The sequence below is a fragment of the Streptomyces sp. NPDC104761 genome (assembly GCF_055583445.1).
The window spans coordinates 508,532-515,571 of sequence record NZ_JBVJNZ010000005.1; the positions used below are offsets into that span (position 1 = coordinate 508,532).

The 7,040-nt window shown below is 69.4% G+C and carries 8 protein-coding genes; all 8 read right to left on the reverse strand.

Translation table 11 applies throughout. The features are described from left to right. Window positions 1-10: 10 nt before the first annotated feature. On the reverse strand, window positions 11-1,096 hold the full coding sequence (locus ACZ63F_RS17820) for an NAD-dependent epimerase/dehydratase family protein (RefSeq protein ID WP_469712025.1): 1,086 nt from the start codon (window positions 1,094-1,096) through the stop codon (window positions 11-13). A 170-nt stretch (window positions 1,097-1,266) separates the two neighbouring features. Continuing rightward, window positions 1,267-1,365 carry a 30S ribosomal protein bS22 gene (locus ACZ63F_RS17825; protein ID WP_003948845.1) on the reverse strand — a complete coding sequence of 33 codons (99 nt, stop codon included), beginning with the start codon at window positions 1,363-1,365 and terminating at the stop codon, window positions 1,267-1,269. Window positions 1,366-1,497: 132 nt separating this feature from the next. Next, window positions 1,498-1,707 carry a helix-turn-helix domain-containing protein gene (locus ACZ63F_RS17830; protein WP_067299677.1) on the reverse strand — a complete coding sequence of 70 codons (210 nt, stop codon included), beginning with the start codon at window positions 1,705-1,707 and terminating at the stop codon, window positions 1,498-1,500. Window positions 1,708-1,837: 130 nt separating this feature from the next. Beyond that, on the reverse strand, window positions 1,838-2,653 hold the full coding sequence (locus ACZ63F_RS17835; protein ID WP_469712027.1) for a phosphatase: 816 nt from the start codon (window positions 2,651-2,653) through the stop codon (window positions 1,838-1,840). Between the two features lie 379 nt (window positions 2,654-3,032). After that, window positions 3,033-4,205, reverse strand: coding sequence for an acetoin utilization protein AcuC (locus ACZ63F_RS17840; protein ID WP_469712028.1), 1,173 nt, complete (start codon window positions 4,203-4,205; stop codon window positions 3,033-3,035). Next, window positions 4,156-5,373 carry an MFS transporter gene (locus tag ACZ63F_RS17845; RefSeq protein WP_469712030.1) on the reverse strand — a complete coding sequence of 406 codons (1,218 nt, stop codon included), beginning with the start codon at window positions 5,371-5,373 and terminating at the stop codon, window positions 4,156-4,158. Before ACZ63F_RS17845 ends, ACZ63F_RS17840 begins: the two co-directional genes overlap by 50 nt. 81 nt (window positions 5,374-5,454) lie before the next feature. Beyond that, window positions 5,455-6,186, reverse strand: a complete 732-nt coding sequence (locus ACZ63F_RS17850; RefSeq protein WP_469712032.1) for a VC0807 family protein — start codon at window positions 6,184-6,186, stop codon at window positions 5,455-5,457. A 93-nt stretch (window positions 6,187-6,279) separates the two neighbouring features. Then, complete coding sequence (locus tag ACZ63F_RS17855) at window positions 6,280-6,924, reverse strand: HAD family hydrolase (RefSeq protein ID WP_469712034.1); 645 nt, start codon at window positions 6,922-6,924, stop codon at window positions 6,280-6,282. Window positions 6,925-7,040: the final 116 nt, after the last annotated feature.

Genomic DNA, 7,040 nt, shown 5'->3' on the forward strand with positions numbered 1-7,040 from the left:
GCTGCGCTCCTCAGTTGGCGCTCTGGGTCGGGTTCTGCGTCGGGGCCGCCGCCGGCGTCCGCGCGCCGCTCAGGGCGGGCAGCGCGGCGATCCGGTCGACGGCCGCGGCCACCGCCTGGGGCGGCAGCAGCCCCGGGGCCTGGGCGAGCACGAAGTCCGCGAAGGTCTCCGCCGTCGTGTACTTCGGCCGGAACCCCAGCGTCTCGCGCATCTGCACGGTGTCCACCACCCGGCCGTGCGTCAGCAGCCGGATCTGCTCGGGCGAGAAGTCGCTCATGCCGAGCGTCCGCACCAGGGACCCGGCCCAGGTGACCGCCGGCAGCAGCAGCGGCACGGTGGGCCGCCCCAGCCGCCTCGAGCACTGGGAGAGCAACAGCACCCCGTCACCCGCGATGTTGAACGTGCCGCTGTTCAGCGTCCCCCGCTCCGGCTCGTGCGAGGCGATCCGCAGCACCTCGATCACGTCGTCCTCGTGCACGAACTGCAGCCGCGGGTCGTACCCGAGGACGGTGGGCAGCACCGGCAGCGAGAAATAGGAGGCGAGGGGGGTGTCCGCGGTCGGCCCGAGGATGTTGGCGAACCGCAGCACGCACACCGCCACGTCGGGCCGCCGCCTGGCGAACCCCCGCACATACCCCTCCACCTCCACCGTGTCCTTCGCGAACCCCCCGCTGGGCAGGGACTTCGGCGGGGTGGTCTCGGTGAAGACGGCCGGATCCTTCGGCGCGGAGCCGTACACGTTCGTACTGGACTTGATCACCAGCCGCCGGACGTTCGGCGACTTCTGGCAGGCGCCGAGCAACTGCATCGTCCCGATGACATTGGTCTCTTTGACGGTGGTCCGGCTCCCGCTGCCGAGCGGTGTGCCGGTCACGTCCATGTGGACGACGGTGTCGGCGCCGCTCTCGGCCAGTACCCGGGCGATGGTCGGCTGGCGGATGTCGGTCTGGATGAAGTCCGCCCCGCCCAGATGATGCTCCGGCGGCACCGCGTCCACGGCGACCACCCGGTCCACCTCGGGGTCACGCTGAATACGCCGTACGAACCGGCCCCCGAGTTGACGGGCCACTCCGGTCACGAGCACGACCTTCCCCAAGATCAGCGCCTTTCTTCCGTGTTCCCGTATGCGGGCCAACTTAGCGGGTTGATGTTGCGCTGGCATGACCCCCAGCAGGCCACGACAAGCCGCAACGGCCGGAAAATGCAGTGGCCCCCCACCGTACTGGTGGGGGGCCACACACAAGCTCTCGCGGCTCGGCGCCGTAATTACTTCTTGTTACGGCGCTGAACACGCGTGCGCTTGAGCAGCTTGCGGTGCTTCTTCTTGGCCATCCGCTTGCGCCGCTTCTTGATAACAGAGCCCACGACTACCCTCGCTCACTTCTCATCACTCGGTGCTGGGCATCATGGGCCCATACGACCTACGAGGGGCTAGCCTACCCGCCCGAGCGCTGAGGTCGTAATCGAGGTGCCCCGGGAAGAATCCCGGAACGGCCGTCAGGCGGTCTCCACCCCCACATAGCTCTCGCGAAGGTACTCGTGTACCGCTTGTTCGGGGACGCGGAAGGACCGCCCCACCCGGATCGCGGGCAGATGACCGCTGTGCACCAGCCGGTACACGGTCATCTTCGACACTCGCATCACCGCGGCGACCTCCGCCACGGTCAGGAACACGACCTCGTTCAGAGGCCTCTCGCCAGCTGCCATGACACACCTGAACCTTCCGCACTCGACGGGCCACCGGCTTCCCCTTCCGGTGACTCTTCGTCGTTGCGTGCTCACTCCCCAATGTAGGGGCGGGTGATGCGAGTGGGGAAGAGGTGCACCCATCGGCGGCCTACTGTGACAGACACGCTCGATTGAGTACGTAGCGGGTAAGCGGCGTGTAGCAATCAGACCGCACGCCGTCATCAACCGGAACGGCCACCGACACCACCCCCTCGGCCTCCCCCACGAAGAGCGCGGGGTCATCCGTATCCGCGAGCCCAATGGCCTCAAACCCGAGCTGACCTGCACCGCAGACCCACCCATGGTCCCCGACCACCAGCTCCGGCAGAGGCCCGCCGCTCCCGGCCGCCGCTTCCAGCGCCACCCGAACCGGCAGCGGCGAATGCGTGTGCGCACCCGGCGCACAACCGGGGCGTTCACGGCCCACTTCTCTCACGAACCCGACACCTCGTACGTAATCGAGGCGGCACGTACGTAGGCCGAACCGGGTCGTTATGTCGACACAGTGACCCTGCGCGGGGGTGAGGACCTCACATCCCGCCGCCGACAGCGCGTCCGCGAGACCGGCGTAGAACCCGATCAGCCGGTGCGGATGCCCGGTCCCGAACAACACGGGGGCCCGCCGCCGGGCCACCTCCCCCACCCGCTCGGCGAAGGCGTCCAGCCCCGCGACCGTCAGGTCAGGATCGATCACATCATGCCCTGAAACACACCGGGGATCGTCCGAAACCCCACACTTGGCAGCCATCAACCGAACCAACTCCGCCTCCCCCCACCCCCTTTGCGGATCAATCCCGATCAACACCCGAGGATCCCGAGCCGCGAACAACCGATAACTCCGCAGACTCCGCTCCCGCGAGGTCCGCACCACCCCCGCCAGCCCGGCAGCCACCAGATAGCCCTGAAGCCCACCACCACTCACCACACAGAGATGCTGACGCCCTCCACCCCACCAGACCCCCAGAACAGACAAACACCGCACAGTCGGCCTAACGCCAACACGACGCCGGGCCAGCACCCCCACCCTCCATCCCGCCTGGCGCCTGACCACGACACCCGGCCCGCACCCACCCTCCAGCCCGTCCGGCGTTGAGGACGACTCCCGGCCCGCACCCCCACTCTCCAGCCCGTCCGGCGTTTGAGGACGAGGCCCGCAGCCGCACTGTCCAGCCCGTCCGGCGTTTGAGGACGAGGCCGGAGGCCGATGCGGGGGTCCGGGGGCGGCAGCCCCCGAAACGGGCGGTCGAAGGGGGCCCACCCCCTGGAGGACGGGACGGGTAGGGGCGGCGGGGGCGAGAAAACCCCTAGGCCAGCAACCCCCGCAGCGGAAACACGGCCCGCCGAGTCGCCAGCACAGCCTGGTCCAAGCGATCAGCGGGGTCGTACCCCGCCTCCCACCCGGCCCACCCCACCGGCCACCGCCCATCCGTCATCCGCCCCGGCCCCAACTGCCGAGTCCGGGCAAACACTTCCTGCCGCCACCCCTCCGGCACCAGCGTCTCGGGCGCAACCTCCCGCCCCGCCGCAACCCCCACCAGATGCGTCCACGACCGAGGCACGACATCCACCACCTCGTACCCACCCCCACCCAACGCGACCCACTTCCCCCCGGCGTGCTCGTGCGCCAGCTCATGACACGCCACCTGCACCGCCCGCTGCGCGTCCAGCGAAACCGCCAGATGAGCCAGCGGATCCTCGAAATGCGTGTCGGCCCCGTGCTGCGTCACCAGCACCTGCGGCCGGAAGTCGGCCACCAGCTCCGGCACGACGGCATGAAACGCCCGCACCCACCCCGCGTCCCCGGTCCCCGCAGGCAGCGCCACGTTCACCGCGGAACCCTCTCCCGCCCCGGCCCCGACCTCCTGCGGCCACCCGGTCTGCGGGAACAACGTCCGGGGATGCTCGTGCAGCGAGATCGTCAGCACCCGCGGATCCTCCCAGAACGCGGCCTGCACCCCGTCCCCGTGATGCACGTCCACGTCCACGTACGCGACCCGCTCCGCCCCCAGCTCCAGCAACCGCGCGATCGCCAGCGAGGCGTCGTTGTAGATGCAGAACCCCGACGCCGCCCCCGGCATCGCATGGTGCAACCCACCCGCGAAGTTCACGGCGTGGTCGGCATCCCCCCGCCACACCGCCTCCGCCGCCCCCACCGACTGCCCGGCGATCAGCGCCGACACCTCGTGCATCCCGGCGAAGGCGGGATCGTCCGCCGTCCCCAGCCCGTACGACTGGTCGGCCGCCGCCGGATCCGCCGAGGCCGCCTTCACGGCCTCGATGTAGTCCTCCCGGTGCACCAGCCGCAGCGTCGACTCCCCGGCCGGCTTCGCCGCGACCACGTCCATCGCCCGGTCGAGCCCGAAGGCACCGACCAGACTCCGGGTCAACGCCAGCCGGACCGGGTCCATCGGATGACCCGGACCGAAGTCATAGCCCGTTACTGCCTCGTCCCACATCAGCTGTGCGCGGCCGCTCATGCCCGCCACCGTATCGGTCCGACCTGGTCGCGAACGAACGGGCGTACACCAGCGTCACCAGCACCAACACCATCGGCACCAACATCGCCCCGCGATAGCTCCACGCATCGCCGAGCGCCCCCACCAACGGCGAACCGATCAGGAACCCGACGTAGTTGAAGATGTTCAGCCGCGCGATGGCCGCATCCGAAGCCCCCGGAAACAGCCGCCCCGCCGCCGCGAAGGTCTGCGGAACCAGCACGCACAATCCCAGCCCCAGCAGAGTGAACCCGGCCATGCCGACCCACGCCCCCGGCGCCGCCGCCACCACCGCGAACCCGGCGGCCGCCACCACCGCCCCCAGCCGTACGACGGGCACGGCACCGAACCGCCGTACCCCGAAGTCCCCGATGCCCCGTCCGACCAGCGTGGTCACCATGTACACGTTGTACGGCACGGTCGCGAGCTGCTCGCTGCTCCCCAACACGTCCTTCAGGTACTTCGCACTCCAGTTGGAGACGGTCGAGTCCCCGATGTAGGCGAAGGTCATCACCAGACACAGCGGCAACAGCACCTTGAAGACGACACCGCCCGCGCCCCCACCGGCCGTCTCGTCCGCCACCGGCGCGGGATCACCGTCCACGTACCACCGGCTCCCCAGCAGCGCGGCCGGCAGCAGCACCGCGACCACCGGCAGGTACGACACCCACAGCGCGAGATGCCAGTGCGCCCCCACCCAGGCCAGCGACGCCCCGAGGATCCCGCCCAGGCTGTACGCCGCGTGGAAGCTGAGCATGATGCTGCGCCCGTACGTCCGCTGCAGACTCACCCCGAGCATGTTCATCGAGGCGTCCAGCGCGCCGACGGCCAGGCCGAACGCGGCCAGCGCCACCGCCAGCTCCGCCATCACCCCACCGGACCCGACCCCGAGCAGCGCAAGCATCACCACCGGCTGGGACCAGCGCAGCAGCCGGCTGGGCCGTATGCGCTTCACCAACTGCTCGGTGGTGACACTGCCGACACCGGCCAGGATGGGCACGGCAGCGAGAAAGACCGGCAGCAGCGCGTCGGAGACGCCGTACCGGTCCTGGATGGCGGGGATGCGCGTCACCAGCAGCGCGAAGGTGGCGCCCTGGGTGAAGAAGCTGAACGCCAGCGAGGCCCTACCGCGCCGCAGCACATCTGTCATGGCGGCGAGCGTAGGGCCCCGGCGTACTCGTGGGTAGATCCAGCCAAAGATGAATTTCCTTCAGCTTTACCTTCCGGCCGTTCAGGCGGCGACCGCGAGCTCCTGTTCCTGCCGCTCCGCGGCTTCCTGGCGCTTCACCTCGTCGGTGATCAGGCAGGCCATGGGCTCGGCGGCCGCCCCACCGCAGATCACCATGCCGAGGCTGATCGCCACGACCAGGAGGAGCGAGCTCAGCCAGACCATGGTGTCGACGGGGATCGTGTACGCGCCGACGACCCGGGCGACACACTCGGCGAGGAGCACGAGACCCCAGATCACGGAGAAGACCCGCTCCTTGCGCAGGAACTCCGCCGACCGGACCGCGGTCCCGGCCGCCAGCCGCTCCCACGCGGCCTCCCGGCCGGCGTCCCCCTTCACCAGGAACGGCTTCAGCCCAGCCGACATCATCGGCCGGCCCAGCGCCACCGACACCAGGATGCCGATCCCGATGGTGCTGCTGACCGCACCGTCCTTGGCGAGCATGAGCCGCGGGTCACCGGAGACGAAGCTGAGCGCGAGCCCGACCACGTTCACGACCAGGATCAGCGCCGCAAGCCCGTTGACCTTGCGCTCCCTCGCCACACTCCAGCCCGTCCGCACGGCCGGCACCACGCTGCTCCAGGCGAGCGCCGCGAAGGTGCTCATCCCGAAGGCCCCCTTGAAGAAGTAGTACGACCCGAGAGGCACCGCCACATCCACGATCAGCGGGCGGAGGTTCTCCAGCACGCTGGGCTGCTGCTTGCTCTGGGACCCGGTGTTCGTCGTCTTCGTCATGCCCTCAGCTTCGCGTCCGGACGGGGTCCCCCAGTAGAAACGAACGTCCGGAGCTCGGCATGACAATTGTCAGCGCCGCCGCCATGCCCCCGGTCATTCCAGCAGGTCAGCCAACTGCCCCATGTCGGAGAAGAGTTGAGTGGCCCCCTCCAACCTCTCCGCCGGTGTCATGGCAGTGAACCCGTACACGTCCATCCCGGCCGCCACCGCCGCCTGCACCCCCAGCGGACTGTCCTCCACGACGGCACACCGCACCGGCACGACCCCCATCCGCTCGGCCGCGTGGAGAAACAGATCCGGCGCCGGCTTCCCCCGCCCCACATCCTGCGAACTGAAGATCCGCGACGCGTCGAACCACCGGTCCAGCCCGGTCGTCCGATGCCCCACCCGAATCCGCTCATGGCTCCCGGACGAGGCGACGCAGTACGGCACCCCGTCCGCCGCCAGTTGCTCCAGCACCCCCGCGACCCCGGCCACGGGCTTCAACTCCGCCTCGAAGGCCGTGAACACCCGCTCGTGGAAGACATCGTCGAAGTCGTCCGGCAGCCGCTCGCCGGTACGCTCCAGGACGAGGTCGTGGATCCGGTGCATCGCGGACCCCATGTAGTCCCGTGTGGAGTCCTCGTAGGAGGTCGGATGCCCCAACTCGGTGAGATAGGCAGCCAGGAGCCGGTTGGAGATGGGCTCACTGTCGACAAGGACGCCGTCGTTGTCGAAGATAACCAGGTCGTAGCGCATGTCCCGAGCCTAAACGACCCCGTAAACGCAGAAAGGCCCACGCCAGTGGCGTGGGCCTTTCCCAATATTTGTTCGGCGGTGTCCTACTCTCCCACAGGGTCCCCCCTGCAGTACCA